This window comes from Pseudomonas sp. GW822-FHT05A08, from assembly GCF_058800485.1.
On sequence record NZ_CM179511.1, the window covers coordinates 3,242,449 to 3,267,016 of the forward strand.

Below are 24,568 nucleotides of genomic sequence, written 5' to 3' on the forward strand. Positions count from 1 at the left end.
GGAGAGAGTGAGGAATTAGCTCACTCTCGACCCGTGCTGGGGAAGGGGAAAATTCTGAAATGGAGGTGGGAATCGGCTCAGGCGACTACAGAGTTTCCTGGGTTATTTCGGATACAGCGGCGGCAGGCTGCTGGTGTCGGCCAGTGGGGCCTGGACGTGTTCGGCGATCGGGATGGCGCGGATCGCGCGCCACAGTTCTTCGCCTTGCCAGTAGTGGCCGGTTTCGCTGTAGAGCGCGCCGTTGAGGCCGTCCAGGGCGTCGGACAGGGGCACGAAGCGGGCGGCCATGTCGGCCAGGGTTTCCGGTTGCTGGCGGGCCCAGGCGTCCAGGGCCTGGCGGGTGGCTTGCGGGTCGTTGGCCAGGCAGGCGCGCTTGAGGTCGTCGAGCAGGGTGCGCGGGTTGGGGCCGGCCTGCACAGCGCGCAGGATTGCCGGTTGCCAGCGCGCGCGCCACCAGAGGCCGAAGCCGAGCAAGGTGGTGCAGGCCAGCAGCAGGGTGCTGAGTTTCCAGGCCCACAGCGTGCCGCTGTCGCCACCGGCGCCAGATGGCGTCGCACCGGCCGGGGTGTCCGCCACCAGGCTCGGGTTGTTCGCCACCTGCAGGGTGCGCGCCGGCAGGCTGCTGCGTTCCAGGTGGTCCTCATGGGTGTTCCACCAGACCACCTCCAGCGCCGGCAGGTCGATGCTGCCGCTGCGGTTCGGCACCAGGGCCTGGCTGTCTTCGCGGCTGCCGATCAGCCCGCGGTCGCTGACTTGATTGCTCAGTTGCGGCTGGTCCGGGTAGCTGCGCAGGCCGTTGGCTTCGGTCACCGGCAAGGGTGGCAGCTGCGAGCTGGACAGGCCCTCGGCCTTGAGGGTCAGGCTGCGGGTCAGCGAGTCGCCGACCTGGCTGTGGTCCGGCTCGGGGTTCCAGCTTTCCCCCAGGCTCAGGCTGCGGGCCGGCAGCCAGGGCGCGTCGGCCGGGTATTCGGCCGGCTTGGCCTTGACCGTCAGCGGCATCTGCGCCGAGCTCACGTGCATCAGCTTGCCCGGCTTCAGGCCCTGGGGCGCCGGGTCCTGGGTGCTGGCAGTGTCGGCCAGGGTGGCGCTGAAGGTCAGCTCCGGAATGTCCAGCACGCCGCTGTGCTGGGGGAAGATCGCGTAGCGGATCTCGATCACGCCGTGGCGCACGCCGTTGATGACTTTTTCATAGGTGCGCGACTCGCCGAGCTGTTCGACCCGCGCGTCGTCGATCTGCAACGGCGTCAGGCTGCTGTCGTCGTACAGCGACACCGAGTGATAGATGTGCAGGGTCAGCACCGCCTGGGCCTGCACGTAGACGCTGTCCTGGTCGAGGCTGGCGTCGATGAACACCGGCTCCAGCGGCGCGCTGTCGCTGCGGCTTGCGCTTTGCAGCACCTGCAGGGTGATCGGCTGGCTCTGTACTTCGCCCAGTTGCAGGGGCGGGATCACCACGGTGCCGGTGGTCCTGGGCAGCAGGGTGATGATCCAGCGGGTGATGGCGCGGTTGTCGCCGTTGAGGCTGGTCAACTGGTTGACCTGGCGCGTGCCCTGGACCTCGAACTGCGCTTGCAGCGGGGTCAGGTCGGGTTTGCCGAACAGCGTGACATTGTTGGATTCCAGGGTCAGCTCGACGGTTTCCCCAGAGTTCACGCGGCTGCGGTCGACACTGGCGACCAGCCCCTCGGCCCGGGCCGCAAAGGCGCCGAGTGTCAGCACAAGCGTGAGTAAGAGGGCGGTGAAGCGGGTCATCGAATTTTTCCCTGATCCTGATGTTGTTGCTGTTCGTACCAGAACTTGCGGCGCAGCAGTTCGCCCGGATCGTCCGGAATCTGCCGCAGCCATTGTTCCAATGCCTGACGGTGTTCGCCGTCGAAATTGTCCTGGGCATCGCGCAGCGGCGGCGTGGTGGTCTGTTCGTCGCCCAGTTCGCTGCCGGGAACCGCATCGTTGCCCGGGGTGGCGACCTCGTCGTCCGTCGACTCGTCGGCGCTGGTGGGGTGGCTGTTCTCCGGCGGCTGCTGGCCCGGGGTGACCGGTGCCTGGGTCGCCGCGCCGGCTTGCGGCGGCTGGCGGGTTTCGTCGTTGTCCTGGCTTTCGCCCTTGGCCGGTTCTTCCGGCGGCGCGGGCTCGGTTTCCTGCAGCAGGCGCTCGACCAGGGCCTTGTTCTTTTGCGCGGCGGCAAGCTCCGGTTGCAGTTCCAGGGCCTGCTCGTAGGCATCCAGCGCGGCTTCCAGCTCGCCGCTCTTGGCCAGGGCGTTGCCACGATTGTAGTGGGCGCGGGCGTCGTTGCCTTCGGCAAAGCGCTGAGCGGCAGCGGCGTAGTTGCCGGCCTCGTACAGCGCCACCCCTTGCCACTGTGGGTCCTCGAAATGCTGCGCCGCCTCGCCGGGCCGCTTCTGTTCCAGCAGGCGCTGGCCCTGCTGGTCGGGGCGCAGCCACAGGTCGTTGAACTCGAAGGCGTAGCTGGGCTGCGGCACGGCGAACAGCAGCAGCGGCAGGCAGAACAGCCAGCCGCGGCGCCCGGCGCAGGCGGCCAGCAGCAACAGCGGCAGGAGCAGCCAGTAACCCTGGTCGGCCCAGGTGTCCAGGCGCAGGGTCTGGCCGTCGCTGCGTAGGTTCTGCGGACCGCTGAGCAGGCCCAGGCCGCGCAGGTCGTTATCGTCCAGGCGCGCCGGGCGATAGCGGCCGCCGACCTCGCCGATGAAGCGCTTCAGGCTCGGACCGTCGAGGCGCGACATGAGGATCGCGCCCTGTTCGTCCTTGAGAAAGCTGCCGTCTTCCTGGGCCACCGGCGAGCCCTGGCGGCTGCCGATCCCGAGCATCAACAGCTGCGGCGCCTGGCCACCGAGGGCGTGGCGGATGCCTTGGCGTTCCTGCTCGCTCAGGGACGAGCCGATCAGCAGGATCCGGCCCTGGCCCAGCGCGCCCTGGTCCAGCAGCTTCAAGGCTTTTTGCAGGGCCAGGTCGGCGCGATGGCCGGGCAGGGGCATGATCGACGGCTTGAGGGCTTCCAGCAGGTTGCGGCTGGTGGCCAGGTCGTCCGACAGCGGCACCAGGGTGTGGGCGCTGCCGGCGTAGACCACGATTGCCGTCTGCGCATCGCTGCGTACCTGCAACAGGTCCAGCAGCTTGCGCCGGGCCTGTTCCAGGCGATTGGGCGGGACGTCGCCGGCGAGCATTTCCGGGGTCAGTTCCAGCAGCACCACCAGCGGGTCGGCCGGTTTCTGGCTGGTCTGTTCGACCCGCTGCCAGCCGGGGCCGAGCAGGGCCAGCACGGCGAGAATCCAGGCCAGGCCGAGGGCGATCCACGGCAGTTTGCTTTCGCGGCCGTTGCCGCCGCTGAGCAGGGCGGCGTGAAAGGCCGGCGGCAGGATCATCTGCCAACGGCCAGCGCGCTTCTGCCGGTGCCACAACTGCCACAGCAGCCAGCCGAGCAGCGGCAACAGCAGCAGCCACCAGGGGCGGAACCAGTGGGGCCAGAGTTCGGCCCAGAACGGCGCGCTCATCGACGCCTCCGCAGGCGCAGGCGTTTGAGCCGTTCGCGCCAGTCTGGCAAAGGTTGCAGAAAGCGCTCGCGGGTGAAGAAGCGTTGCAGCGGATGGTCCGGCCAGCGCTCGCGCACCACCAGCAGCATGCTCAACAGCAGCGCCGCGGCCAGCGGCCAGCTGTACAGCGCTTGCGCCGAACGGGCCTGGGTCGGCTGCTGGGTCACCGGTTCCAGTTGGTCGAGGGTGTCCTTGATCGCTTGCAGCTCCTGGCTGTCGCGGGCGCGGAAATAGCGCCCGCCAGTGGCTTCGGCGATGGCCTTGAGGGCCGGCTCGTCGAGGTCCAGGCTCGGGTTGAGGCCGAGAAAACCCAGGGTGCCGCTTTGCTCCGGGTCGGCGCCGATGCCGATCGGGTAGATCTTCACGCCTTCTTCGGCGGCCAGGCGGGCGGCGGTCAGCGGGTCGATTTCACCGCCGTTGTTGGCGCCGTCGGTGACCAGGATCAGCACCCGGCTCTGCGCCGGACGCTGGCGCAGGCGCTTGAGCGCCAGGCCGATGGCGTCGCCGATGGCGGTGTTTTTGCCGGCGATGCCGATCTTCGCTTCGTCCAGCCAGACGCGCACGGTGTGCCGGTCGAAGGTCAGCGGCGCTTGCAGGTAGGCCTTGCTGCCGAACAGGATCAGGCCGACGCGGTCGCCTTCGCGGCTTTCCAGGAAGTCGCCGAGCAGGTGCTGGACCAGGTTCAGGCGGCTGACGTCTTCGTCCTGCCATTGCATGTCGGGGAAGTCCATGGAGCCGGAGACATCCACCGCCACCAGCAGGTCGCGACCGCTGGCGGCCACCGGCAGCGGTTCGCCCAGCCATTGCGGGCGGGCGGCGGCCACCAGCAGCAACAGCCACAACAGAATGAACGGAGCCTGCTGGCGCCAGGTCGGCAGGTTGGCTCGGGCGCGGCGTCTGGCCAGGCCTTCCAGGTCGCTGAGGAAGCTGACTTTTAGCGCCGGTTCGCCGCTGTCGGCCACCGGCAGCAGCACCCGCAGCAGCCAGGGCAGCGGCAGCAGGGCGAAGATCCACGGCCAGGCGAACTCAAACATGTTTGCGAATCCAGATTTCCACGGCCTGGGTCAGGCCGGCGATGGCCTTGTCGTCGAGCTTGCACTCGGGCTTGTAGGCGCCTTCCACCAGGACCATCCAGCGCGTGAGGCCGGCCGCCGGGCAGCGGTTGTCGAGGAACGCCAGCCACTTGCGGCCGTTGAGGGTATGGCTCTGGCTGTAGGGGTAATGGTTGCGGCACAGGCGCTTGAGCAAGCCATTGAGTTGTTGCAGCCAGGCGCCGGCGGGCGCGCCGTCGTAGGGCTTGGGCAGCAGCGCCAGTTCGGCGAGGGCGGCCAGGCGCAGAGGGTCCAGCGGCTGTTCGGCGCGGGGCAGGGCGCGTTGGCGCGGCCAGAAGCGCTTGAGCCGCCACAGGCCAAAGCCGAGCAGCGGCAGCAACACCAGCAACAGCCACCAGCCCGGTGCCGGCGGCCACAGGCCGATGGCGGGCGGGGCGATCAAGGGCTGCAGTTGGTCGAGGCTGCTCATCGGGTTTTCCCCGGGCGTTGCGGGTTCAGGTACTCGCGCAGTTGCTCGACCATTTCGCTCTGGGTGCTCAGGGGCATCAGCAGCACCCGCAGCTTCTGCGCCAGCAGTTCCCAACGGGCGATGCGCGCTTCGCTCTGCGCCCGATAGGCCTGGCGCAGTTCATAGTTGAGGGTGTCCAGCTCCAGCTGCGCGCCGCGTTCGGCGAAACGCAGCAGGCCGGCGGCGGGCAGGGCGTGGTCCAGCGGGTCGGACAGCGGCATCAGCAGCAGGTCGCAGTGGCGCGACAGCAGGCTCAGTTGCTGTTCGGCGGCGTCGCTCAGGGCACGCTCGTCGCAGATCACGATCACCAGGCTGCCCGGGCGCAGCACTTCGCGGCCACGGCGCAGGGCGGTGCCGAGGGCGTCGCGCTCGGGTTCGGTTTCGCTGTGCAGCGACTGGTTGACCCGCACCAGGCGGTTGAGCAGTTGCAGCAGGCTCTGTTTGCTGCGCCGCGGCTTGATCTCGTAGTGCTCGTCGTCGCCGAACACCAGGCCGCCGACCCGATCGTTGTGGCCCAGGGCGGCCCAGCCGATCAGGCTCGCGGCCTGGGCGGCGAGCACCGACTTGAACATCAGCCCGGAACCGAAGAACAGCCGCCGGCTCTGCTCGACCATGATGAAGATCGGCCGTTCGCGCTCTTCGTGGAACAGCTTGGTGTGCGGTTCCTGGGTGCGCGCGGTGACGCGCCAGTCGATGCTGCGCACGTCGTCGCCGGCCTGGTAGACCCGCACCTGGTCGAAGTCGACGCCACGGCCACGCAGCTTGGAGTGGTGCAGGCCGACCAGCGGGCTGCGCTGGCTCGGCGTGGAAAACAGCTGCACTTCGCGCACGCGATGGCGCATCTCGATCAGCTCGGCGAGGCTGACGCGGATGCCCGGGGCATCGACAGGGCTGGCGTTCATCGGGGTCAAGCGACGGCTACGACGTCGAGAATCCGCTGGACCACCCGGTCCTGGTCGATGCCGGCGGCTTCTGCTTCGAAAGACAGAATGATGCGGTGGCGCAACACATCGAACAGCACCGCCTGGATGTCCTCGGGGCTGACGAAGTCGCGCCCGGCCAGCCAGGCGTGGGCCCGGGCGCAGCGGTCGAGGGCGATGGAACCGCGCGGGCTGGCGCCATAGGCGATCCATTCGGCCATCTCCGGGTCGAACTTGGCCGGGGTGCGGGTGGCCATCACCAACTGCACCAGGTATTCCTCCACGGCGTCGGCCATGTACAGGCCGAGGATTTCCTTGCGCGCGGCGAAGATCGCCTGCTGGCTGATACGGCGCTCGGGCTTGGTTTCGCCGTTCAGCGCTTCGCCACGGGCCTGCTGCAGGATGCGCCGCTCGACGGCGGCGTCGGGGAAGCCGATCTTCACGTGCATCAGGAAACGGTCGAGCTGGGCTTCGGGCAGCGGGTAGGTGCCTTCCTGCTCGATGGGGTTCTGCGTGGCCATCACCAGGAACAGCGGCGACAGCTCATAAGTGCTGCGGCCGACGCTGACCTGGCGCTCGCCCATGGCTTCGAGCAAGGCCGACTGGACCTTGGCCGGGGCGCGGTTGATTTCGTCGGCCAGCACCAGGTTGTGGAAGATCGGCCCTTGCTGGAACACGAAGCTGCCGGTTTCCGGGCGATAGATTTCGGTGCCGGTGATGTCGGCCGGCAACAGGTCGGGGGTGAACTGGATGCGATGGAACTGCGCTTCGATGCCTTCGGCCAGCTCTTTGATGGCCTTGGTCTTGGCCAGGCCCGGGGCGCCCTCGACCAGCATGTGGCCGTCGGCGAGCAGGGCGATGAGCAAGCGCTCGATGAGTTTTTCCTGGCCGAGAATCTGCGTTGAAAGAAAGGTTCGCAGCGCGAGTAGCGCTTCACGATGTTCCATCGATGACTGTTCCTGCAGAGGGTGACCGAGGGCGTTCGAATAACGCCAGGGCTGGGGGCGTTACTTTAATCCATCCGGGCCCCCGGCGACTAACGGCACCTGGCAAATTTCTGTAAATAACCGGCAACCCCCGGGTCGTATCACGAGACCTGGGGGGGAGGAAGGCGGCAGGTGCCTGGCGCGTCGCCCTGACGGCCGCTGCGTCGGAATGCCTGCGCACTGGGTCTACCTGAAACTCCGCGTCGCCCGGTTGACGGCCGCTGCGCGCCCGATCGCAGCCTCGCTGCGCTCGGCAGCGGCTACAGGTAAAGGCCAGGGCCAGGGCCAGCGCCGCCCCGTGGAAACCGGAGTCGTGCGTGGTCCTGTAGCCGCTGCCGAGCCCGCGAGGCTGCGATCGAGGACGCAGTCCTCGCAAGGCCTGCGCACCGGGCCTACCTGAAACTCCGCGGCGTCCGATTGACGGCGCGTCAGTGGCGGGTGCTCAGTTCTTGAAGCTGGAGTGCTTGCGGCCCTGGTCGCACAGGGCGAAGACCACCACCATCACCGCCGAGACCGCCAGGATCAGCGCCACCCCGTCGGTCGAGTGGGTCGCCGAGTTGGCCACCAGGGCCAGCCCGCCCAGGGGCGCCAGGCCGCCGGCGATGGCGGTGCCGATTTCACGGCCGGTACCGAAGCCGGAGGAGCGGGTCTGGGTCGGGAACTGGCGGCTGAGGAACGAGCCCTGGGGCGCGAACATCATCGGCGCCAATACCCCGGTGCCGATGGCGATGGCCAGGTAGATCATCAGCGGCTCGCCGGTATTGAGCAGGCTCAGGAACGGATAGGCGAACAGCACCGAGCACAGGCCGCCGAGCATCAGCACCTTCTTGCTGCTCCACTTGTCGCAGAGCCAGCCGAAGCAGGGCACGGCGACTATCGCCACCAGGCTGGCGATGGTCACCGACAGCGAAGTGACATGGGCCTCGACGCCTTTGTACTGGGTCAGGTAGGCCAGGGAGAAGGTCTTGAAGATGTAGCTCAGGGCGTTGTAGCCGATGGCCACGAACAGCACCACGGCCAGGCCCTTGAGGTCGTTCTTGAACAGCAGCTTGAGGGGCGAGGCCTGGGCCTTGGCGCTGTCCTTTTCCTGCGCCTTGTCCAGCTTCTCGAACTGCGGGGTTTCCGGAATGCTGCGCCGCACCCACAGGCCGACGCCGACCAGGGCGATGCTGCAAACGAACGGAATGCGCCAGCCGCCGGAGAGCAGGAAGTCGTTGCCGTTCATGGTCAGCAGGTAGACGGTCAGCGACGACAGCAGCAGGCCAAGGTTCAGGCCCAGCGCCGGCCAGGCCCCCTGGCTGCCGCGCTTGCCTTCGCTGGCGTGTTCATAGGAGGTCACCGCCGCGCCGGACAGTTCGGCGCCAGCACCGAGGCCCTGGATGATCCGCACCAGCACCAGGATGATCGGTGCCCAGATGCCGATCGAGGCATAGCTGGGAATCAGGCCGATCAGCGTGGTGCACACACCCATCATGCAGAAGGTGATGACCAGCACCTGCTTGCGCCCGAACCGGTCGCCCAAATAGCCGAACAGCACGCCGCCGAAGGGCCGGGCGATAAAGCCGATGGCAAAGGTGGAGAACGCCAGCAGCGAGGCGACTTTCGGGTTGCTGGGGTCGAAGAAGATTTTCGAGAAGACGATGGCCGCCATGGTGGCGTACAGATAGAAGTCGTACCACTCCAGCATCGAGCCGAAGATGGTCGCCGCCGCGACCTTGCGCAGGCGTTTTTGTTTTTGTTGCGGCGTTTCGCATGCGGCCGGGGCCGCCTCATGGACTGACATCTGAGGATTCCTTGTTGTTTGTAGTTATTTTCAAGCGGGCGCCAGGCACCCGTGCAGCGGGGATCAACGGGCTTTGAGGATTCTCTCGGCAATCATCTGGCCGATGGGGATGGCCGAGGTCGCGGCCGGCGAGGGGGCATTGCAGACGTGGACCATGCGCGGGGTTTCGGCGAACAGGAAGTCGTGCACCAGGGTGCCGTCGCGCATCACCGCCTGGGCGCGAATCCCGGCCTCGTACGGCAGCAGGTCGGCGACTTCCAGGGACGGGCAGTATTTGCGGCACTGCTCCAGGTAGCCGCGCTTGAACAGCGAGTTCTTCATTTCCGTGGTGCCGGAACCGAGGTTGTTCCAGATGGTTTTCCAGAAACCGGGGAAGGTTGCGTACTCGGCCACGTCGCGCCAGTTGATGGAGAACTTGCGATAGTTCTCCCGGCCCAGGCCGAGCACGGCGTTGGGCCCGACCGTGACGCTGCCGTCGATCATCCGGGTCAGGTGCACGCCGAGAAACGGCAGCTCCGGATCGGGGATCGGGTAGATCAGGTGATTGACGATGGCGTTCTTCGCCGCCGGCAGGCGGAAGTACTCGCCGCGGAACGGGATGATCTGGTGGTCGATCCTGACCCCGGCCAGGGCCGCCAGGCGATCCGATTGCAGGCCGGCGCAGGCCACCAGCTGGCGGGCGCTCCAGACCTTGTCGTCGCTGCTGATGGTGACTTTGTCGGCGGTTTCGGCGATGGCGCGCACGGTCGTTTGCAGCTGCACTTCGCCGCCGGCCTTCTGGATGACCCGGGCCATGGCTTCGCACACCTGCCGGTAGTCGACAATGCCGGTGGCATCGAGGAACAGGCCGCCGAGGCCGACGATGTTCGGTTCGCGCCGCTGCAGTTCTTGCGCATCCAGCCGTTCGACCTTCAGGCCGTTCTGCTGCGAGCGCTCGTACAAGGCATGCATGCGCTCGACTTCCAGCGGCGTGGAGGCCACCAACAGCTTGCCGCAGACCTCGAACCTGATCCCGTGCTGGGTGCAGAAATCCTTGGTCGCCTGGGCGCCGCGCTTGCACAGGTCGGCCTTGAGGCTGCCCGGGGCGTAGTAGATGCCGGCGTGGATCACCCCGCTGTTGTGGCCGGTCTGGTGCCGGGCCAGGAGGTTTTCCTTTTCCAGGATCAGCAGCGAGGCGCCGGGCTGGCGTTCGAGCAGCGCCATGGCGGTGGCGAGGCCAACGATGCCGCCGCCGATGATGCAGTAGTCGTAGATCATGCAGATGTCACCTTGGTTATTCTTGTTCGAGTCTGATCATCAGGTTGTCAGACAAATATAAGCAAACAAAAGACGCCGCGCGGCAGCGTCCGCCAGACAGTGGGTTACAGGGGGTTAATCGATACTCGGCAGGTCGATTTTCAAGCGTTTGGCCGCGGCCCGCAGGTGCGCTTCGGCGCAGGCGGCGGCCTGCTGCCGGTCACCGGCGGCGATGGCTTCGTACAGCGCCTGGTGTTCGCGGCCGGCATCGGCGGAACCGCCGACCGAATGGGCCGCCGAGTTTTCCCAGGCGGTGCGCCGCGCTTCGGCCAGCTGGCCACGAAGAAAATCATGGAAGGCGACGAAGTAGTGGTTCTTGCTGGCATCGGCGATGGCCCGGTGGAACTCCACGTCGGCGAGGGCGGCCGCGGCCAGATCGCTGCGCTGGTCGTGCATCTCTTGCAGGGCGCTGCGCATGCGTTGCAGGTCGGCGTCGTCGCGGCGCTGGGCGGCGATGGAGGCGGCCTGGGTCTCGATCCACAGGCGCATTTCGAACATCTGCACCAGGTCGGGCTTGCGGCCCTTCTGGCTGGGAAAACGGAACACGCTGCCGTTGGGATTCTGCGAAATGAACGAGCCCAGCCCGCGGCGGCTGACCAGGATGCCGTCGGCCTTGAGTTGCGCCACGGCCTCGCGCACCACCGAGCGGCTGACGTTCAGTTGCTCGGTCAATTGCTGTTCGGTCGGCAGGCGCGATTCGGCGGTCAGGCGGCCGGCGTCAATCTCCTTGCGGATCGCGTTGACCACTCGTTCGACCAGGGTGTCGGGGCGCTGGAGCTGAAGCATGGAGGAGGGGGCTCGTAAGTCAGGTTGTCAGACAATGCCGGGGCGCTGGTTTCTTGTCAAGAAACCAGTCGGTGGCTCGTAGCTACAAGCTCCAAGCTTGTAGCTTAAAGCTTGTAGCTCAAAACTCTCTGATATAGGTGCCGGTGCCCTTGAGGATGTTCTGCAGGGTTTGCTCGACTTCCGCCAGGTCCGCCGCCGCGGTGTTGTGCAGGATCTCCAGGTGATCGCTGCCATTGAGCGCGTCGGCGTCGGCCGCGGCGATTTCGATCAGCAGGCGGGTCGGGCCCAGGGTGACTTTCACCCCGTCCAGGGTCGAGGGTTCGCCGTCCAGGGTGATCTCCAGTTCGTCCTCGTCCGGGTAGCGGGTCATCAGGAACATCTCGCCCTGGTTGCTGTGGCAGCAGAGCATGGCCATGTTGTCTTCTTCGTCGTCGCACGGGTTGGCGATCAGGTGGGCGGTGGTCATTTGCATGGGGCGAGTCCTGGGGCTGGCTCCGGTGGGGGAGCGGGGCGAACAAAGTGCAATTCTGCCAGCCCGGGGGAATTTCTGCTGCTTTGTGTGTCAGAGAGTGGGTTCCCGGCGCGGACCGTTTCTGGCACGACAGTCCCGTAAAGCCTCGGCGCGACCGCCGTTTTGTCCGGCGGCTGCTAGTGTTGTTCAAGGCCTGGCCCGCCAGTTGCCTGCCAATGACCGAATATGTCGCAGCACCGCAAGCAGCGCGCTTGCCGCACTCGTTAAGCTGCGCAACGGATGAGCACCTGTAAAGGCATTGCCCGGCGCACCGTGGCAGTCGTTTTTGCAGATGCCCATCCGGGAACGGTGAATGTGACCTGAGCGTCTCGTACAGCTTCACCACCCTGTCATCCTGCGACCTCTGCCCGAGATCCAGGAGCAGGATGACCGACACCCCCGCAAGGGGATTGCATGCGACGCTTTACTCAATAACAAGCCCAAGCGGAGTACCACAGATGGCGTTCTTCACCGCAGCCAGCAAGGCCGACTTCCAGCACCAACTGCAAGCGGCACTGGCGCAGCACATCAGTGAACAGGCACTGCCACAAGTGGCGCTGTTCGCTGAACAATTCTTCGGCATCATTTCTCTGGACGAACTCACCCAGCGTCGCTTGTCCGACCTGGCGGGCTGCACCCTTTCTGCCTGGCGCCTGCTTGAGCGCTTCGACCACGCGCAACCGCAAGTGCGCGTCTACAACCCCGATTACGAACGTCATGGCTGGCAGTCGACCCACACCGCGGTCGAAGTGCTGCACCATGACCTGCCGTTCCTGGTGGACTCGGTCCGCACCGAGCTGAACCGTCGCGGCTACAGCATCCACACCCTGCAGACCACCGTGCTGAGCGTGCGTCGCGGGAGCAAGAACGAGCTGCTGGAAATCCTGCCCAAGGGCACCCAGGGCGAAGGCATCCTGCAAGAATCGCTGATGTACCTGGAGATCGACCGCTGCGCCAACACCGCCGAGCTCAATGTCCTGAGCAAGGAACTGGAGCAGGTGCTTGGCGAGGTGCGCGTCGCCGTGGCCGATTTCGAGCCGATGAAAGCCAAGGTCCAGGAACTGATCGATGGCATCGGCAACAGCCAGTTCGAGATCGACGCCGATGAAAAGGGCGAGATCAAGAGCTTCCTGGAATGGCTGGTGGGCAACCACTTCACCTTCCTTGGCTACGAAGAGTTCGTGGTGCGCGAGGACCACCACGGTGGCCATATCGAGTACGACCAGGACTCCTTCCTCGGCCTGACCAAGCTGCTGCGCGCCGGCCTCACCGTCGACGACCTGCGCATCGAAGACTACGCCGTGAACTACCTGCGCGAACCGACGCCGCTGTCGTTCGCCAAGGCCGCCCACCCAAGCCGTGTGCACCGTCCGGCCTACCCGGACTACGTGTCGATCCGCCAGATCGATGCCGACGGCAATGTGCTCAAGGAATGCCGCTTCATGGGCCTGTACACCTCGTCGGTGTACGGCGAAAGCGTGCGGGTGATTCCTTATATCCGCCGCAAGGTGGAAATCATCGAACAGCGCTCCGGCTTCCAGGCCAAGGCGCACCTGGGCAAGGAACTGGCCCAGGTCCTCGAAGTGCTGCCGCGCGACGACCTGTTCCAGACCCCGGTCGACGAGCTGTTCAACACCGTGATGTCGATCGTGCAGATCCAGGAACGCAACAAGATCCGCGTGTTCCTGCGCAAGGACCCGTACGGTCGTTTCTGCTACTGCCTGGCCTATGTGCCGCGCGACATCTATTCCACCGAAGTGCGGCAGAAGATCCAGCAGGTGCTGATGGATCGCCTGAAGGCCACCGACTGCGAGTTCTGGACCTTCTTCTCCGAGTCCGTGCTGGCGCGCGTGCAACTGATCCTGCGGGTCGACCCGAAGAACCGCATCGACATCGACCCGCTGCTGCTGGAAAAAGAAGTGGTGCAGGCCTGCCGCAGCTGGCAGGACGACTACGCCGCGCTGACCGTCGAAAGCTTCGGCGAAGCCCACGGCACCAACGTCCTGGCCGACTTCCCGAAAGGCTTCCCGGCCGGCTACCGCGAGCGCTTCGCCGCGCATTCGGCGGTGGTCGACATGCAGCACCTGCTGAGCCTGACCGAGGCCAACCCGCTGGTGATGAGCTTCTACCAGCCGCTGACCCAGTCCACCAGCCAGCCGCTGCTGCACTGCAAGCTGTATCACGCCGATACCCCATTGGCGCTGTCCGACGTGCTGCCGATCCTGGAAAACCTCGGCCTGCGCGTGCTCGGCGAGTTCCCGTATCGCCTGCGCCACGCCAGCGGCCGTGAGTTCTGGATCCACGACTTCGCCTTCACCGCGGCCGAAGGCCTGAACCTGGATATCCAGCAGCTCAACGACACCCTGCAGGACGCCTTCGTCCACATCGTGCGTGGCGATGCCGAGAACGACGCGTTCAACCGCCTGGTGCTGACCGCCGGCCTGCCATGGCGCGACGTCGCGCTGCTGCGTGCCTACGCCCGTTACCTGAAGCAGATCCGCCTGGGCTTCGACCTGGGCTACATCGCCAGCACCCTGAACAACCACACCGATATCGCCCGCGAGCTGACCCGGTTGTTCAAGACCCGCTTCTACCTGGCGCGCAAGCTCGGCAGCGATGACCTGGAAGACAAGCAGCAACGCCTGGAGCACGCGATCCTCAGCGCCCTGGACGATGTCCAGGTGCTCAACGAAGACCGCATCCTGCGTCGCTACCTGGACCTGATCAAGGCCACCCTGCGGACCAACTTCTACCAGACCGACGCCAACGGCCATAACAAGTCGTACTTCAGCTTCAAGTTCAACCCGCACTTGATTCCCGAGCTGCCCAAGCCGGTGCCGAAGTTCGAAATCTTCGTCTACTCGCCGCGCGTCGAAGGCGTGCACCTGCGCTTCGGCAACGTTGCCCGTGGCGGCCTGCGCTGGTCCGACCGCGAAGAAGACTTCCGTACCGAAGTCCTCGGCCTGGTAAAAGCCCAGCAAGTGAAGAACTCGGTGATCGTGCCGGTGGGCGCCAAGGGCGGCTTCCTGCCGCGTCGCCTGCCAGTGGGCGGCAGCCGGGACGAGATCGCGGCCGAAGGCATCGCCTGCTACCGCATCTTCATCTCCGGCCTGCTGGACATCACCGACAACCTGAAGGACGGCGCCCTGGTGCCGCCGGCCAACGTGGTGCGTCACGACGACGATGACCCGTACCTGGTGGTGGCGGCGGACAAGGGCACCGCGACCTTCTCCGACATCGCCAACGGCATCGCCATCGACTACGGCTTCTGGCTGGGCGATGCGTTCGCTTCCGGCGGTTCCGCCGGTTACGACCACAAGAAAATGGGCATCACCGCCAAGGGCGCGTGGGTCGGCGTGCAGCGCCACTTCCGCGAGCGCGGCATCAATGTCCAGGAAGACAGCATCACAGTGGTGGGCGTCGGCGACATGGCCGGCGACGTGTTCGGCAACGGCTTGCTGATGTCCGACAAACTGCAGCTGGTCGCGGCCTTCAACCATATGCACATCTTCATCGACCCGAATCCGGACCCGGCCACCAGCTTCGCCGAGCGCCAGCGCATGTTCGACCTGCCGCGTTCGGCCTGGAGCGACTACGACACCAGCATCATGTCCGAAGGCGGCGGCATCTTCTCGCGCAGCGCGAAGAGCATCGCCATCTCGCCGCAGATGAAAGAACGCTTCGACATCCAGGCCGACAAGCTGACCCCGACCGAGCTGCTCAACGCCTTGCTCAAGGCGCCGGTGGACCTGTTGTGGAACGGCGGTATCGGTACCTACGTCAAGGCCAGCACCGAAAGCCACGCCGATGTTGGCGACAAGGCCAACGATGCGCTGCGGGTCAACGGCAACGAGCTGCGCTGCAAGGTGGTGGGCGAGGGCGGCAACCTCGGCATGACCCAGCTGGGTCGTGTGGAGTTCGGCCTCAATGGCGGCGGTTCCAACACCGACTTCATCGACAACGCCGGTGGCGTGGACTGCTCCGACCATGAAGTGAACATCAAGATCCTGCTCAACGAAGTGGTGCATGCCGGCGACATGACCGACAAGCAGCGTAACCAGTTGCTGGCGAGCATGACCGACGAAGTCGGTGGCCTGGTGTTGGGCAACAACTACAAGCAGACCCAGGCCCTGTCCCTGGCGGCCCGTCGTGCCTTCGCGCGGATCGCCGAGTACAAGCGCCTGATGAGCGACCTGGAAGGCCGTGGCAAGCTGGACCGCGCCATCGAGTTCCTGCCGTCGGAAGAGCAGCTCAACGAGCGCGTCGCCGCCGGCCACGGGCTGACCCGTCCGGAACTGTCGGTGCTGATCTCCTACAGCAAGATCGACCTCAAGGAACAGTTGCTCAACTCCCTGGTACCGGACGACGACTACCTGACCCGCGACATGGAAACCGCGTTCCCGCCGACCCTGGTCAGCAAGTTCGCCGAAGCCATGCGCCGCCACCGCCTCAAGCGCGAGATCGTCAGCACCCAGATCGCCAACGACCTGGTCAACCACATGGGCATCACCTTCGTGCAGCGCCTGAAGGAGTCCACTGGCATGAGCCCGGCCAACGTGGCGGGCGCCTATGTGATCGTGCGTGACATCTTCCATCTCCCGCACTGGTTCCGCCAGATCGAAGCCCTGGACCACCAGGTCTCGGCCCAGGTGCAACTGGAGCTGATGGACGAGCTGATGCGCCTTGGCCGTCGCGCCACCCGCTGGTTCCTGCGCAGCCGTCGCAACGAGCAGGATGCCGCCCGTGACGTCGCGCACTTCGGTCCGCACCTGGCGGCGCTGGGCCTCAAGCTCGACGAACTGCTGGAAGGCCCGACCCGGGTCGGCTGGCAGACTCGCTACACCGCCTACGTCGAAGCCGGCGTGCCTGAGCTGTTGGCGCGCATGGTGGCAGGTACCACCCATCTGTACACCCTGTTGCCGATCATCGAGGCCGCGGATGTCACCGGGCACGACGCCGCCGATGTGGCCAAGGCCTACTTCGCCGTGGGCAGCGCCCTGGACCTGCCGTGGTACCTGCAGCAGATCAGCGATCTGCCGGTGGCCAACAACTGGCAGGCCCAGGCACGCGAAGCCTTCCGCGACGACGTGGACTGGCAGCAGCGGGCGATCACCATCTCGGTCCTGCAAATGGCCGATGCGCCACAAGACATGGAAGCCCGCGTGGCCCTGTGGCTTGAGCAGAACCAGAGCATGGTCGAGCGCTGGCGCGCGATGCTGGTGGAAATCCGTGCCGCCAGCGGCACCGACTACGCCATGTACGCGGTGGCCAACCGCGAGTTGCTGGACCTGGCCATGAGCGGTCAATCGGGCCTTGTAGCGGCCTGATCGAGCGGTAAATGAAAAAGCCCCGTATCGCGAGATACGGGGCTTTTTTCATGGCCTCAAGAAATGTCGTAGCTGCCGCAGGTTGCGATGGTCCGACCATGCTGGTCGCAGGGTCTCAGGCGCCTGCAAGATCCCTGCGAGCGTTCCGCTCGATCGCAGCCTGCGGCAGCGGCTACAAAAAGCACACCGCTCCTACGGGATATCTGTCGTTACGAAACCCGCCGCTTCTGTAGGAGCGAAGCTTGCTCGCGATGACGCCAGAACAGGCAACACCATTTCCCAAATCGATGAAAAAGGCGCCTGGCCGCTGCGCGGATCGCGGGCAAGCCTCGTTCCTACGGAGTATCTGCTGCCAGGCGCTTACTGCTTCAGCGGCGTCAGCACATCGTCCTTGGCGTCCTTGAGCATGAACACCAGCAGCCTGGCGGGTTTGCTGGCGCTGGCGTTGGCCGACACCGGGTGCTGCGAGCCGGCCGGTTCGTACCAGGATTGGCCTGCCTTGTAGGTGATGGCCGGTTCGTCGTTGACCCGCGAGGTGATCTCGCCTTCGAGCACATAGGCCAGGGCCGCGCCCTTGTGCATGTGCGGCACCGTGGCCTGGCCCGGTGCGTAGTCGACGGTGAGCATCAGCGCGGTCTTGCCCGGCAGGTTGTTCAGGGCATGTTCCTGCAGGATCCTGGTTTTTTCCTGGCCGTACTCCGGGTCATGGGCAGCGGCGCCCAGGGCGGTGAGCAGGGTCAGGCCGGCGAGGGCGCAGGTCAGGGCAGCGAGGGTCTTCATGGTCGGTTTCTCCGGTGCGAAAGGGGTCGGCTCAAGGTAAGCCCGCTGGTGCGACCGGCCTATAACCAATCCCGGCAAAGAAGCGCAGACCAATGCCTCAGTGTTCGAAGTCGAGGGCGCAGGCCAGGCGGCGGTCCAGCAGGTCGATGAACCCCTGGGCCGCCGGCAGATGGAAATGCGCCTGCATCTCGGCCGCCGAGCGCCATTGGCCGCTTACGGTCCAGCGGTGCGTGTCCGCTGTGTTGCACTGGGCGCTGTACGCCAGGCAACCGGGAGCCTCGCGCAGGGCGGCGAGAAGTGTGGTCAACTGCTGGCCAAGCTCCTCCGAACGGCCCTGGGCGGCCCTGATTTGCACGATATTGATGGCTGGACTGGACATCTAGAACCCTCCGCGAGTCCTGTAGCCGCTGCCGCAGGCTGCGATCACCTGCGGAGCAGGTGCGGGATCTGATGACCCCAGCAGCACCCGGCGACAGTCACGGCATTGGGTGGAGGCTCAGAATAGGGCCGCAAGATTGCAACAAAAATAACCAATCCCCGGGAAAAGCCCGGGGCCAATCAGGCGATCTGTTGCAGGATGTCGCGCACCTTGTCCAGGGCCGGGTCGATGTCCAGGGTCTCGATGGCGCCAAAGCCGATGAACAGCCCGTCCCTGGCCGGCTCCTGATAATAGAAGCCATGCAGCGGGTAGAGCCCGACCTCGACCTTCTTCGCCAGCTCCAGCAACAGCGGGATATTCACCGGCACCTTGCACAGCGCCGTCATGTGGAAGCCGGCGGTGGACGGCACCGCCTGCAGCCAGGGCGAGAGGTCGCCGTTCAGGCGCTGCAGGATGCGCTCGCGGCGCCCGGCGTACACCGTGTGGCAGCGGCGGATGTGCTTGAGCAGGTAACCCTCGGCGATGAACTTGGCCAGCGCCCATTGCGGCAGGGTCGAGGTGTGGCAGTCGGTGAGGCGCTTGGCCTTGATCACCGCGCCGAGGATCGCCGGTGGCAGCACCGCGTAGCCCAGGCGCAGCTGCGGCAGCATGGTCTTCGAGAAGGTCCCGACATAGGCCACCACGCCGCGCTTATCCAGGCTTTGCAGGGAATCGGTGGGGCGCCCCTCGTAGCGGAAATCGCTGTCGTAATCGTCCTCGATGACGATCGCCCCCAGCTCCCGCGCCCGCTCCAGCAGGGCCTCGCGGCGGGCCGCGCTCATGGGCATGCCCAGGGGGAACTGGTGGGACGGGGTGACGTAGATCAGCCGCACGCCATCGGGAATCCGCTCGACCTGGAGGCCCTGGTCGTCCACCGGCACGCCGATCACCGTCGCGCCCTGGGCACTGAACAGCAGGCGCGCCGGGGTGTAGCCGGGGTCTTCCATGGCCACCAGGCTGCCGGGTTCGAGCACCACCCGGGCGATCAGGTCCAGGGCCTGTTGCGCGCCGTTGCAGACCACGATGTCGGCCTCGCTGCAGACCACGCCGCGCGAGAACGAGACATGCCCGGCGATCGCATTGCGCAGCGCCGGCAGGCCTTCCGGCTGGCTGTAGAAACCGCCGCTCTGGGCGATCCGCCGCAAAGCGTCCTGGGTGCAGCGCCGCCACTCTTCCTGGGGGAACTGATTGCGGCTGGTGGCGCCGCCGATGAACTCGTAGCGCGAGGTGCCTTCCAGGGTCGGATGGCGCAGGGGCGAGGGCAGCTCCTGCCATTTTTCCAGGCTCTGCGCACAGGCCAGGTCGGCGGCGCTCTGCTTGGGTTCGGCCTTCACCGGGCGGGCATTGACGAAGGTGCCGCGGCCGATCCGGCCGATCAGGAAGTTCTCGTAGGTCAACAGGCTGTAGGTGTCCGACACCGTCTTGCGCGAGATCCCCAGTTGCTCGGCCAGCAGGCGGCTCGGCGGCAATTGCGCGCCCGCCGCCAGCCGCCCGCACTCGATGGCGTCGCGCAGTTGCCGATACAGCTGGTCGGCCAGGTCCTTGCGTCCGTTGATGACGACATGCAGTTCCATCGATGACATTCCAAAACGATCAGTGCCCGCCAGATTACCCGCAAGCCCGGGGTTCGTGTAGCGCCCCGGGATCGGCCTGCGGCCTTGACGCGTACTGCGTACGCGATCGCAGCCTTCGGCAGCGGCTACACCGATTGGGGAAACCACGAGTCCGCGCCACAACCAACCCCTGTAGCCGCTGCCGCAGGCTGCGATAAGCCCGAAGGGCTTCGGCGGTCTTGAGCCGACCCCGGCCCGATGGACTGCCGATAAACCCCCGGATTGGCTATAGGGGCAGGCCGACGCGGACCTTAGGCTGGGGGAACACCAACACACGCTCAGGGTGACTCCCGATGGAACCCCGCCTGGATTACTACAGCGCCTCGCCGGAAGCCCTCAAGGGCTTGTTGATGCTCGAGGCACAAAGCTTCGACCTGTCCATCGAGAAACCCCTGCTGGAGCTGGTCAAGATCCGCGTCTCGCAACTCAACCACTGCGCGTTCTGCGCCGACATGCACGCGGTGCAGGCGCGCCAGAACGGCGAGAGCGAGCGGCGCCTGTACGCCCTCGGCGTGTGGCGCGATTCGGCGTTGTTCAGCCCGCGGGAGCGTTCGGCGCTGGCCTGGAGCGAGTCGGTGACCCTGTTGGCCGATTCCGCGGTGCCGGATGCGTTGTTCCAGGCCGTGCGTGGCGAATTCAGCGAGCGCGAGCTGGTCGACCTGACGGTCGCGGTGGCGGCGATCAACTGCTGGAACCGCCTGGCCGTGGCGTTCCGCCAACAGCCCAGCATCTAGCCCGGATTTCTTTTCCATCCACGCCAGCCAATGCTCGGCAAACGGCTGCTCGCGACAGGGCCCGAACACACAACCTCAAGGCCGCTGCGGCTTCACCGAGGTGCCGAAGGTATTGCCCATCCGCGTGCTGGTGGCGGCCGGAGTGGCCAGGCCCATCTGGTTTGGCGGGCGCTTGTGGACCGGCACCTGCAGGGCTTCCTGGTTCTTCTGCCCGGCCTTGGCGCCGTCGGGGTTGTTGCCCATCTGCTGGCTCAGGCAACCGTAGTCCGGGGCCTTGTAGCCACCCACGCTGACGTCGATACAACCCTCTGTGGGCGTTTTGCCGGAAGCGGCGGCGGGCGCTTCGACGGGTGTGGCGGCGTGGCCGGCCAGCGGCAGGGCGCCGAGCATCAGGCTGGCGACAAGGGTGCGAAGCTGTTTCATCGGGGGCCTCCTGGCGGGCCCGGGAGGGGCCGTTGCGGTCCTTGAGTGTAAAGCAAGGCGGGTGGCGCAAAGGTGATGGTTTTTTTGCGGGCACCGTCACATCAGGTTCATAAACTGGCCTCAGGATGACGGTTTTCAGGGACAGGTCAGCCGTGCAGCGACGCCGAGCAAAGGTCGGGTATCGGTCTTTCTTTCACGCGGTGTTCGCGCGCTGGGGGCTTGCGCTGCTGTTGGCGCTGGCCGCCTCGGGCGGGTTGCGGGCGGCGCAACCCGCGCCGCCGATGGTGGATTCGCACCGGCTGCTGGACCTGGACATCGCCGCGCAAGACCTGGCCGAAGCGCTGGAACTGTTCAGCCGCTCGACCGGGATGGCGGTGCTGGTGGACCGCGAGCTGACCCGAGGGCGTCGCTCGGTACGGGTCCAGGGGCGCTACAGCGCCCGGGACGCCCTGAGTCGCCTGCTGACAGGAAGTGGTTTGATGGCCCGTTACGCCCGTTCCGATGCCTTTACCTTGCAAGTCGCCCAGCTCAGCGATGTACCTGCCCCCAAGGGGACGGGCGGCGGTGCCGGGGCCTGGGCCAGCGACAGTTTCGCCAGTGCGCTGCAACGCGCGGTGGAGGCCGGCCTGTGCCGTTCGGAACTGACCCGGCCGGGGCGTTATCGCGCGGTGCTGCAACTGTGGATCGACCGCGGCGGGCATATCGAGCACAGCCGCCTGGTCACCACCACCGGCGATCTGCGGCGCGACGAGGCGCTGGTGCAGAGCCTGAGCGAGACCTGGGTCGAACGACCCGCGCCAAGTTCGCTGCGCCAGCCAGTGACCTTGCTTCTGATACCCGACAGCGCAGGAAAACGCATGGATTGCAGACAACGCCAGGGAGCCTTTGGGGCATGAAGAATACCGGGCACAGTGCGATGGTCAGGTTGTTCCTGACCTCCTACGACGACTTCAAGGTGCGTCTGCGTCGGCGCCTGGGCTCGGAGGACCTGGCCAACGATGTGCTGCACGAAACCTATCTGCGGGTCGACCGCATGGAAGAGCCGCCGAACCTCGCCCAGCCCAATGCCTACCTCTATCGCATGGCCCTGAACATCGCCGCCGACCGCCGCGAGGCCGATGCCCGGCTGCTCACCGGCAGCGAGGTCGAGGAACTGCTGCAGATCAGCGACGAGGCCCTGGACCCGTCGCGGGTGGTGGGCGGGCAGAAGGAAATCCAGTCGCTGCTCAAGGCGCTCTACGAACTGCCGGCGCGCCGCCGCAAGATCTTTATCGCTGCACGCCTGGAGGAGGCGCCGCACCTGGAAATCTCCCAGCGCTTCGGCATTTCGACACGGATGGTCGAGAAGGAAATCAAGGCTGCCCTGGGCCACTGCGCCTCGCGCCTTGAAAGAAAAGTGATTCAGCGGTTCGGTCCCGGCGCCGGAAAACCGTCCTAGTCACTAAAGGCCCCGATTAATCCGTGAGTACCCGCACGCTTGAACATCTTTAGCATCTCCACTTCTCGGGCGACACCGGACCACCGGCTGCGCAACGAGGCCCAGGACTGGCTGCTCCTGCTGACCTCGGGGCGGGCCACCGCGGCCGACGCCCGGGCCTTGCAGCAGTGGTGCGCGCAGAGCCCGCAGCATGCCGAGGCCTTCGAGCAGGCCAAGTTGCTGTGGCACAGCCTGAAGCCGGCCGCCGAACACTGCCAGCAACAGGTCCAGCCGCGGCGCTTCGGCCGCCGGGCCTTTCTCGGTGGAGCGCTGGCGGCCTCGGTGGCCCTGGTGGCGGTGCGGGTCTCGGTGCCCGGCGGTTTTGCCGGGCTGAGCGCCGACTACCGCACCGAGGTCGGCGAGCAGCGCCGGGTCGAACTGGAGGACGGGCTGAGCCTGGAACTCAACACCCAGACCCGCATCAGCCGGCGCGAACTGGCCGACGGCGGGCAGGGCATCGAACTGCTCGAAGGCGAGGTCGAGGTGTTGAGCCAGAGCGCGCTGCCGGTACGGGTCCAGGCCGGCAACGGCTGGCTGAGCGCCTCCCAGGCACGCTTCAATGTGCGCAATACCAACCACAGTGTCTGCGTGACCTGCATCGATGGCGCGCTGCAGGTCGAGGTCGGCGGCCGGCTGATCCGCCTGGACAGCGGTCGCCAACTGACCTACGACAGCCGCCAGGTCGGCGAGCCGACGGCGGTGGACCCGACGGCGGTGATCGCCTGGCGCGAGCAGGTGCTGGTGTTCGACAACGCCACCCTCAACACGGTGATCGACGAGATCAACCGCTACCGTCCGGGCATGCTGGTGCTGCTCAACGCCGAGCTGGGCAAGCGCAAGGTGCAGGCGCGTTTCAACCTCAACCAACTGGCCGGCGTGGCGCTGCTGATCCGCGACGCCTACGGCGCCAAATGCACCGAATTGCCGGGCGGCGTGGTGCTATTGAGCTGAAGCACAAAACCCGTAGGAGCGAAGCTTGCTCGCGATAGCGTCCGTGCAGACAACCCGCGTGGCTTGGATCGCGGGCAAGCCTCCATTTCGACGGGGGCGCGAGTTTCTGTAGCCGCTGCCGAGCGCAGCGAGGCTGCGATCGACCGCGCAGCGGTCGTAAACCGGGCAATCCAGTTTTCCTGGAAAACCGCGTGCTCAGGTTTGGCGAGGACTTCGTCCTCGGGCGCAGCCTCGCGGGCTCGGCAGCGGCTACAGGTGCGGCGTCCAGCTCGACGCGGCAATCATTCCAACGGCCCCAGCACCTGGCGGTAACGCTCTTCGCCCTGGGGCGTCTGCCGCACCAGGCGGATCTCCAGGCCTGGCGGGTTTTCCTTGCGGTTGCCGCTGAGCTGGCGCCAGCCCTTGTCCCGATCCCAGACCCGCAGCTGCAAGTCGCTGACATGCTCCAGCACCGCCACGCCGTTTTTCGGCGCGGGCAGCGGATAACGATCGCGGGCCGGCGCCGCCGCGCGGTACAGGGTGTCGCCCTTGAGCCACCAGCGCACCCGTTGCAGGCCCTCGCCGGGCGTCGCCGAGCTGCGGATCACATCCAGGCGGAAGGTGCCGCCGTCGGCGCTGCGCACGGTGAGGGCCGCCGGCACATCGACGGCTTCGGCATCGGCCCCGGCCGGCACCGGCTCCATCAGTTCGACACTGGCCCGCAGCGCCACGTCCCGTTCCAGCTGGTGCAGGGTGCGCAGCAGTTCCTCGGTCTGCGCGCTGCTGGCCTGCAAATGGCTGTCGGCCCGGCTGACGCTGTCCAGCCCGCGCCAGGCGATCACGCTGACCACCGCCATCAGCAGGATCGCCACCATCACCTCGATCAGGGTAAAGCCGCCTTGGCGCTTGTTTATCCGCGCCCTCATGGCTGTGCCACCACCCGGACCACGCCTGTGGCGGTGCGTTGCACCGTCAGGCTGTGCCGGCCGTCGGACAGTTGCACTTGCAGCGGCGCGTCTATCCATTCGCCGTTGAGCACCAGCCGCGGGCCGGGCTCGATGCGCACTTTGATCGTCGGGCTTTCCCAGGGCCGCGGGCGCAGTTGCGGGTCGTCCTTGAACTGGTCGAGGCCGCGGCCGTCGTCGCTGGGCCGGCTGAAGGCGAAACCCTTGGCATCCGCCCGCCAACTGATGGGCCGGCCATCCACGCGGGCCTCGGCCTGGGCCACCTGGAGCAACTGCGCCAGGCGCTCGGCATCTTTGCGCAGGCCCTGCAGCGGGTCGGGGCGGATGCTCAGGCTGATGGCGGCGCTGGCGATCCCGATGATCACCAGCACCACCATCAGCTCGATCAGGGTGAAGCCCTGTTGTCGGGATGGGGTCATGGGGCGCGCTCCTGTGCGTCGGTTTTCATCCTGCCCGGCGAATGTGAAATAAAAACGTGACCATTGCGCGCTAGGCTGCGAAGACGGACAAA

At 66.3% G+C, this 24,568-nt stretch carries 21 protein-coding genes; 5 read left to right on the plus strand and 16 right to left on the minus strand.

Features of this window, described 5'->3' with window-relative positions; genetic code table 11:
* Positions 1–102: 102 nt before the first annotated feature.
* The 10 genes from AC3RCP_RS14685 to AC3RCP_RS14730 all read right to left on the minus strand — a co-directional run bounded on the left by AC3RCP_RS14685 (position 103) and on the right by AC3RCP_RS14730 (position 11,351).
* Positions 103–1,752, minus strand: a complete 1,650-nt coding sequence (locus AC3RCP_RS14685) for a BatD family protein (RefSeq protein WP_492570177.1) — start codon at positions 1,750–1,752, stop codon at positions 103–105.
* Positions 1,749–3,509, minus strand: a complete 1,761-nt coding sequence (locus AC3RCP_RS14690; protein WP_492570179.1) for a vWA domain-containing protein — start codon at positions 3,507–3,509, stop codon at positions 1,749–1,751. The genes AC3RCP_RS14685 and AC3RCP_RS14690 overlap by 4 nt, the downstream gene beginning before the upstream one ends.
* Entirely contained in the window at positions 3,506–4,582 is a 1,077-nt protein-coding gene (locus AC3RCP_RS14695) for a vWA domain-containing protein (RefSeq protein WP_492570181.1), read from the minus strand. Before AC3RCP_RS14695 ends, AC3RCP_RS14690 begins: the two co-directional genes overlap by 4 nt.
* Positions 4,575–5,069, minus strand: a complete 495-nt coding sequence (locus tag AC3RCP_RS14700) for a DUF4381 domain-containing protein (protein WP_085531051.1) — start codon at positions 5,067–5,069, stop codon at positions 4,575–4,577. The genes AC3RCP_RS14695 and AC3RCP_RS14700 overlap by 8 nt, the downstream gene beginning before the upstream one ends.
* On the minus strand, positions 5,066–6,010 hold the full coding sequence (locus AC3RCP_RS14705) for a DUF58 domain-containing protein (protein ID WP_007925772.1): 945 nt from the start codon (positions 6,008–6,010) through the stop codon (positions 5,066–5,068). The genes AC3RCP_RS14700 and AC3RCP_RS14705 overlap by 4 nt, the downstream gene beginning before the upstream one ends.
* A gap of 5 nt (positions 6,011–6,015) precedes the next feature.
* Positions 6,016–6,975: an AAA family ATPase gene (locus AC3RCP_RS14710; RefSeq protein ID WP_007925774.1), complete on the minus strand. Its 960-nt coding sequence runs from the start codon at positions 6,973–6,975 to the stop codon at positions 6,016–6,018.
* A gap of 481 nt (positions 6,976–7,456) precedes the next feature.
* Positions 7,457–8,797 (minus strand): MFS transporter, encoded by a 1,341-nt coding sequence (locus tag AC3RCP_RS14715; protein WP_277591020.1) that lies wholly within the window; start codon positions 8,795–8,797, stop codon positions 7,457–7,459.
* A 63-nt stretch (positions 8,798–8,860) separates the two neighbouring features.
* On the minus strand, positions 8,861–10,054 hold the full coding sequence (gene lhgO, locus AC3RCP_RS14720; protein ID WP_492570184.1) for an L-2-hydroxyglutarate oxidase: 1,194 nt from the start codon (positions 10,052–10,054) through the stop codon (positions 8,861–8,863).
* Between the two features lie 114 nt (positions 10,055–10,168).
* Positions 10,169–10,879 carry a FadR/GntR family transcriptional regulator gene (locus AC3RCP_RS14725; RefSeq protein WP_007925785.1) on the minus strand — a complete coding sequence of 237 codons (711 nt, stop codon included), beginning with the start codon at positions 10,877–10,879 and terminating at the stop codon, positions 10,169–10,171.
* Between the two features lie 118 nt (positions 10,880–10,997).
* The gene (locus AC3RCP_RS14730) at positions 10,998–11,351 is read right to left on the minus strand and encodes a hypothetical protein (protein WP_492570186.1); all 354 of its coding nucleotides are present in this window, start codon (positions 11,349–11,351) and stop codon (positions 10,998–11,000) included.
* 497 nt (positions 11,352–11,848) lie between these two features.
* On the opposite strand from AC3RCP_RS14730, the gene AC3RCP_RS14735 reads away from it, so the two are divergent.
* Complete coding sequence (locus AC3RCP_RS14735) at positions 11,849–16,717, plus strand: NAD-glutamate dehydrogenase (protein WP_492570188.1); 4,869 nt, start codon at positions 11,849–11,851, stop codon at positions 16,715–16,717.
* A 360-nt stretch (positions 16,718–17,077) separates the two neighbouring features.
* On the opposite strand, the gene AC3RCP_RS14740 is transcribed toward AC3RCP_RS14735, so the two are convergent.
* The 3 genes from AC3RCP_RS14740 to pdxR all read right to left on the minus strand — a co-directional run bounded on the left by AC3RCP_RS14740 (position 17,078) and on the right by pdxR (position 19,489).
* The gene (locus AC3RCP_RS14740; RefSeq protein ID WP_007925791.1) at positions 17,078–17,497 is read right to left on the minus strand and encodes a cupin domain-containing protein; all 420 of its coding nucleotides are present in this window, start codon (positions 17,495–17,497) and stop codon (positions 17,078–17,080) included.
* 97 nt (positions 17,498–17,594) lie between these two features.
* Entirely contained in the window at positions 17,595–17,876 is a 282-nt protein-coding gene (locus AC3RCP_RS14745) for an antibiotic biosynthesis monooxygenase family protein (RefSeq protein ID WP_101337802.1), read from the minus strand.
* Between the two features lie 179 nt (positions 17,877–18,055).
* The gene (gene pdxR / locus AC3RCP_RS14750) at positions 18,056–19,489 is read right to left on the minus strand and encodes a MocR-like pyridoxine biosynthesis transcription factor PdxR (RefSeq protein WP_492570190.1); all 1,434 of its coding nucleotides are present in this window, start codon (positions 19,487–19,489) and stop codon (positions 18,056–18,058) included.
* Between the two features lie 332 nt (positions 19,490–19,821).
* Here pdxR and AC3RCP_RS14755 point away from each other — a divergent pair, with 332 nt between their 5' ends.
* The gene (locus tag AC3RCP_RS14755) at positions 19,822–20,262 is read left to right on the plus strand and encodes a carboxymuconolactone decarboxylase family protein (RefSeq protein WP_492570191.1); all 441 of its coding nucleotides are present in this window, start codon (positions 19,822–19,824) and stop codon (positions 20,260–20,262) included.
* A 75-nt stretch (positions 20,263–20,337) separates the two neighbouring features.
* Here the strand turns inward: AC3RCP_RS14755 and AC3RCP_RS14760 are convergent, their stop codons facing one another.
* A complete protein-coding gene (locus tag AC3RCP_RS14760; protein WP_492570193.1) occupies positions 20,338–20,685 on the minus strand; it encodes a hypothetical protein in 348 nt (115 codons plus the stop codon).
* Between the two features lie 281 nt (positions 20,686–20,966).
* Here AC3RCP_RS14760 and AC3RCP_RS14765 point away from each other — a divergent pair, with 281 nt between their 5' ends.
* The 3 genes from AC3RCP_RS14765 to AC3RCP_RS14775 are packed head-to-tail and all read left to right on the plus strand — an operon-like array spanning position 20,967 to position 23,113.
* Positions 20,967–21,581: an STN domain-containing protein gene (locus AC3RCP_RS14765; protein ID WP_492570477.1), complete on the plus strand. Its 615-nt coding sequence runs from the start codon at positions 20,967–20,969 to the stop codon at positions 21,579–21,581.
* A complete protein-coding gene (locus AC3RCP_RS14770; RefSeq protein WP_087091143.1) occupies positions 21,578–22,123 on the plus strand; it encodes an RNA polymerase sigma factor in 546 nt (181 codons plus the stop codon). The genes AC3RCP_RS14765 and AC3RCP_RS14770 overlap by 4 nt, the downstream gene beginning before the upstream one ends.
* 39 nt (positions 22,124–22,162) lie before the next feature.
* Entirely contained in the window at positions 22,163–23,113 is a 951-nt protein-coding gene (locus AC3RCP_RS14775; protein ID WP_007925805.1) for a FecR family protein, read from the plus strand.
* Positions 23,114–23,394: 281 nt separating this feature from the next.
* On the opposite strand, the gene AC3RCP_RS14780 is transcribed toward AC3RCP_RS14775, so the two are convergent.
* Entirely contained in the window at positions 23,395–24,018 is a 624-nt protein-coding gene (locus tag AC3RCP_RS14780; RefSeq protein WP_101337807.1) for a type II secretion system protein GspJ, read from the minus strand.
* Positions 24,015–24,476, minus strand: a complete 462-nt coding sequence (gene gspH, locus AC3RCP_RS14785) for a type II secretion system minor pseudopilin GspH (protein WP_101337808.1) — start codon at positions 24,474–24,476, stop codon at positions 24,015–24,017. Before gspH ends, AC3RCP_RS14780 begins: the two co-directional genes overlap by 4 nt.
* Positions 24,477–24,568 lie beyond the last annotated feature (92 nt).

Bases quoted from the DNA above. Each gene is read 5' to 3' on its own strand.
- AC3RCP_RS14685 (WP_492570177.1), bottom strand. From the start codon at position 1,752: ATGACCCGCTTCACCGCCCTCTTACTCACGCTTGTGCTGACACTCGGC.
- AC3RCP_RS14690 (WP_492570179.1), bottom strand. From the start codon at position 3,509: ATGAGCGCGCCGTTCTGGGCCGAACTCTGGCCCCACTGGTTCCGCCCC.
- AC3RCP_RS14695 (WP_492570181.1), bottom strand. From the start codon at position 4,582: ATGTTTGAGTTCGCCTGGCCGTGGATCTTCGCCCTGCTGCCGCTGCCC.
- AC3RCP_RS14700 (WP_085531051.1), bottom strand. From the start codon at position 5,069: ATGAGCAGCCTCGACCAACTGCAGCCCTTGATCGCCCCGCCCGCCATC.
- AC3RCP_RS14705 (WP_007925772.1), bottom strand. From the start codon at position 6,010: ATGAACGCCAGCCCTGTCGATGCCCCGGGCATCCGCGTCAGCCTCGCC.
- AC3RCP_RS14710 (WP_007925774.1), bottom strand. From the start codon at position 6,975: ATGGAACATCGTGAAGCGCTACTCGCGCTGCGAACCTTTCTTTCAACG.
- AC3RCP_RS14715 (WP_277591020.1), bottom strand. From the start codon at position 8,797: ATGTCAGTCCATGAGGCGGCCCCGGCCGCATGCGAAACGCCGCAACAA.
- lhgO (WP_492570184.1), bottom strand. From the start codon at position 10,054: ATGATCTACGACTACTGCATCATCGGCGGCGGCATCGTTGGCCTCGCC.
- AC3RCP_RS14725 (WP_007925785.1), bottom strand. From the start codon at position 10,879: ATGCTTCAGCTCCAGCGCCCCGACACCCTGGTCGAACGAGTGGTCAAC.
- AC3RCP_RS14730 (WP_492570186.1), bottom strand. From the start codon at position 11,351: ATGCAAATGACCACCGCCCACCTGATCGCCAACCCGTGCGACGACGAA.
- AC3RCP_RS14735 (WP_492570188.1), top strand. From the start codon at position 11,849: ATGGCGTTCTTCACCGCAGCCAGCAAGGCCGACTTCCAGCACCAACTG.
- AC3RCP_RS14740 (WP_007925791.1), bottom strand. From the start codon at position 17,497: ATGAAGACCCTCGCTGCCCTGACCTGCGCCCTCGCCGGCCTGACCCTG.
- AC3RCP_RS14745 (WP_101337802.1), bottom strand. From the start codon at position 17,876: ATGTCCAGTCCAGCCATCAATATCGTGCAAATCAGGGCCGCCCAGGGC.
- pdxR (WP_492570190.1), bottom strand. From the start codon at position 19,489: ATGGAACTGCATGTCGTCATCAACGGACGCAAGGACCTGGCCGACCAG.
- AC3RCP_RS14755 (WP_492570191.1), top strand. From the start codon at position 19,822: ATGGAACCCCGCCTGGATTACTACAGCGCCTCGCCGGAAGCCCTCAAG.
- AC3RCP_RS14760 (WP_492570193.1), bottom strand. From the start codon at position 20,685: ATGAAACAGCTTCGCACCCTTGTCGCCAGCCTGATGCTCGGCGCCCTG.
- AC3RCP_RS14765 (WP_492570477.1), top strand. From the start codon at position 20,967: ATGGTGGATTCGCACCGGCTGCTGGACCTGGACATCGCCGCGCAAGAC.
- AC3RCP_RS14770 (WP_087091143.1), top strand. From the start codon at position 21,578: ATGAAGAATACCGGGCACAGTGCGATGGTCAGGTTGTTCCTGACCTCC.
- AC3RCP_RS14780 (WP_101337807.1), bottom strand. From the start codon at position 24,018: ATGAGGGCGCGGATAAACAAGCGCCAAGGCGGCTTTACCCTGATCGAG.
- gspH (WP_101337808.1), bottom strand. From the start codon at position 24,476: ATGACCCCATCCCGACAACAGGGCTTCACCCTGATCGAGCTGATGGTG.